This window comes from Microbacterium sp. K35 (genome assembly GCF_004794375.1).
Lineage (GTDB): Bacteria > Actinomycetota > Actinomycetes > Actinomycetales > Microbacteriaceae > Microbacterium > Microbacterium sufflavum.
Map to the genome: position 1 here is coordinate 1 of NZ_SSDM01000065.1, position 2335 is coordinate 2335.

A 2335-nucleotide genomic window follows, 5' to 3' on the forward strand; every position below is an offset into this window, starting at 1 on the left:
ATGCCGCAGCGCGGCGTAGCGACCCTCGCGCACGGCGGCGGCATGCGGCCCGTGCAGCCAGTGGCCGTCCCAGAGCTCGGGCGGGAGCGCGTCGAGGAGGGGAGTCGTGACGGCGTCGAGGTCGAGGAGCGGGACGCCGAGCTCGGCGGCGAGGGCGCGGCCGAGGGTGGTCTTGCCGCTTCCCGCGACCCCGGCCACGACGACCACGCGGGCGTCCGACGGTTGACAGGTCTCGGTCATACCCCCACCATAGAAGAGAAAGACACCGGTGTCATGGTTGATTTTCCGCGGATCATCGGTTTCTGCCCACGAGAAGAGGAACCCATGCTCACCCGCACCGTCGCCAACCCGCTCACGACGCTCGAACGCCGTGCCCTGCAGTCCCTCTCCACCCCCGACGGCGGCATGCTCATCGTCGCCGCCGACCAGCGCAACGGCATGAAGGCCGCCATCCCCGACGCACCGGGCGGCCCCGACGCCATCACCCGCGAAGAGCTGTCGGCGGTGAAGGCCGACCTCGTGCGCCACCTGGCCGTGCACGCGCCGGCCATCCTGCTCGACCCCGAGGTCGCCCTGCCGGCCGTCGTCGACGACGGCGTGCTCGACCGCGACACCGCCCTCGTGGTGGGCCTCGACGCGTCCGGCTTCGAGACCGTCGACGGTCTGCGCTACACGCGCTTCGTGCCCGGCGTCACCCCGCGCACGGTGCGCGAGCTCGGCGGCGGGGTCGCCAAGATGCTCTATTACACGCGGCCCGACCGGCAGGGGCGCGACTCCCGCGTCGCCGACGAGATGCGCGCGCTCATCGCCGAGTGCGAGGCGGAGGGACTCCTGCTGATCGTCGAGCTGCTCACCTACCGCCTCGACGACGAGACCGAGGAGGAGTACGCGGACGCCTTCCCGGCGCTCGTCGCCGAGGGGGCCGCGCTCGCCGTCGCGGCCGGTGCGAAGATCCTCAAGCTGCAGTACCCGGGATCCGCCGAGGCCAGCGCCGCGGTGACCGAGGCGGCCCAGGGGGTGCCGTGGGCCGTGCTGTCGGCCGGGGTCGACCACGAGACCTTCATCGGTCAGGTCACCACGGCGGTCGCGAACGGGGCGGCGGGAGCGATGGCCGGACGCTCGCTGTGGAAGGACAGCCTCTCGTACGACGCCGCCCGCCGCGAGGAACTGCTGACGACCCGCGCGCTGCCGCGACTGCGCGAGCTGGCCGCCGCCGTCGACGGGCGCGGCTGAGCGCGGCGCGGCCGGTAGGGTGGCCGGAGGCTGCCCCGCCCCGGGGGCGAGGAGGTACCTGTGACGACCATGCGTGACGTCGCCGCGCGCGCGGGCGTGAGCACCAAGACGGTCTCGCGCGTGTTCAACGACGACCCGCACGTGCTGCCGCACACCAGGGCCCTGGTCGAGCAGGCCATGCGCGAGCTCAACTACGTCCCCAACGTGCTGGCCACCACCTTCCGCGCCGGGCGGACCTCGGTCATCGGGGTCGCGGTGCCCGACATCGTCGACCCGTTCTTCGCCTCGATCGCCCGCGCCATCGAAGACGTCGCGCGCGGGCGCGGACTGTCCACGCTCGTCACGAGTCTGGGGTCCGACCCGGAGGGGGAGCGTCCGGCGATCGAGTCGATGCTCGGCCGGCAGCTGTCGGGACTGGTGATCGCCCCGGTCGGGGTCGACCACTCCTGGTTGGAACGGTGGCGCGAGCACACGCCGATCGTGTTCGTCGACCGGGCGCCCGTCGGCCTCGACGCCGACACGTTCGTCGAGGCCGACGAGCGCGGGGCCGTGGCGGCGGTGCAGCACCTGATCGGCCACGGGCACCGGCGGATCGCCTACGTCGGCGACGCCGTGCACCTGTCCACCGAGGCGAACCGGCTGGAGGGCTGGCGACGCGGGCTCGCGGAGGCGGGGATCACGGCCGACGAGGGGCTGGTGCGGTCCGGCGTCTCGGATCGGGAGGCGGCGCGGCAGGCGGTGGCGCAGCTGCGGGCCCTCGACGACCCGCCCACCGCCCTCTTCTCGGCCAACGCGCGGTGCTCGATGGCGCTCGCCGCGGCGCTGCGCGACGAGCCCCTCGCGATCGTCGGCTTCGGCGACTTCCCGATGGCCGACGTTCTGACGCCGGCGCTCACCGTGATCGACCAGGACCCGTATCGCCTGGGCACGCTCGCCGCGGAGCGCATCTTCGACCGGCTCGGCGGTGCGGAGCCCGCAGGGCCGGCGGTCGCGGTGATCGACGTCGACCTGGTCGAGCGCGAGTCGTGCCGCACCGGGGCCGCCCCGGTCTGAGCCGCTCGACCCGCGGTCAGCCCAGGGCGGCGATGCTCGCGCGGGCTGA

3 protein-coding genes are annotated in these 2335 nt (G+C 73.9%); 2 read left to right on the plus strand and 1 reads right to left on the minus strand.

Annotation, left to right across the window (positions count from 1 at the left end):
• A partial coding sequence (locus tag DW299_RS01820) for a shikimate kinase (protein ID WP_136035427.1) occupies positions 1 to 240 on the minus strand: 240 nt, incomplete at its 3' end.
• Positions 241 to 324: 84 nt separating this feature from the next.
• On the opposite strand from DW299_RS01820, the gene DW299_RS01825 reads away from it, so the two are divergent.
• Positions 325 to 1233, plus strand: coding sequence for a tagatose-bisphosphate aldolase (locus tag DW299_RS01825; protein WP_136028602.1), 909 nt, complete (start codon positions 325 to 327; stop codon positions 1231 to 1233).
• A gap of 69 nt (positions 1234 to 1302) precedes the next feature.
• The gene (locus tag DW299_RS01830) at positions 1303 to 2286 is read left to right on the plus strand and encodes a LacI family DNA-binding transcriptional regulator (protein ID WP_136035428.1); all 984 of its coding nucleotides are present in this window, start codon (positions 1303 to 1305) and stop codon (positions 2284 to 2286) included.
• Positions 2287 to 2335 lie beyond the last annotated feature (49 nt).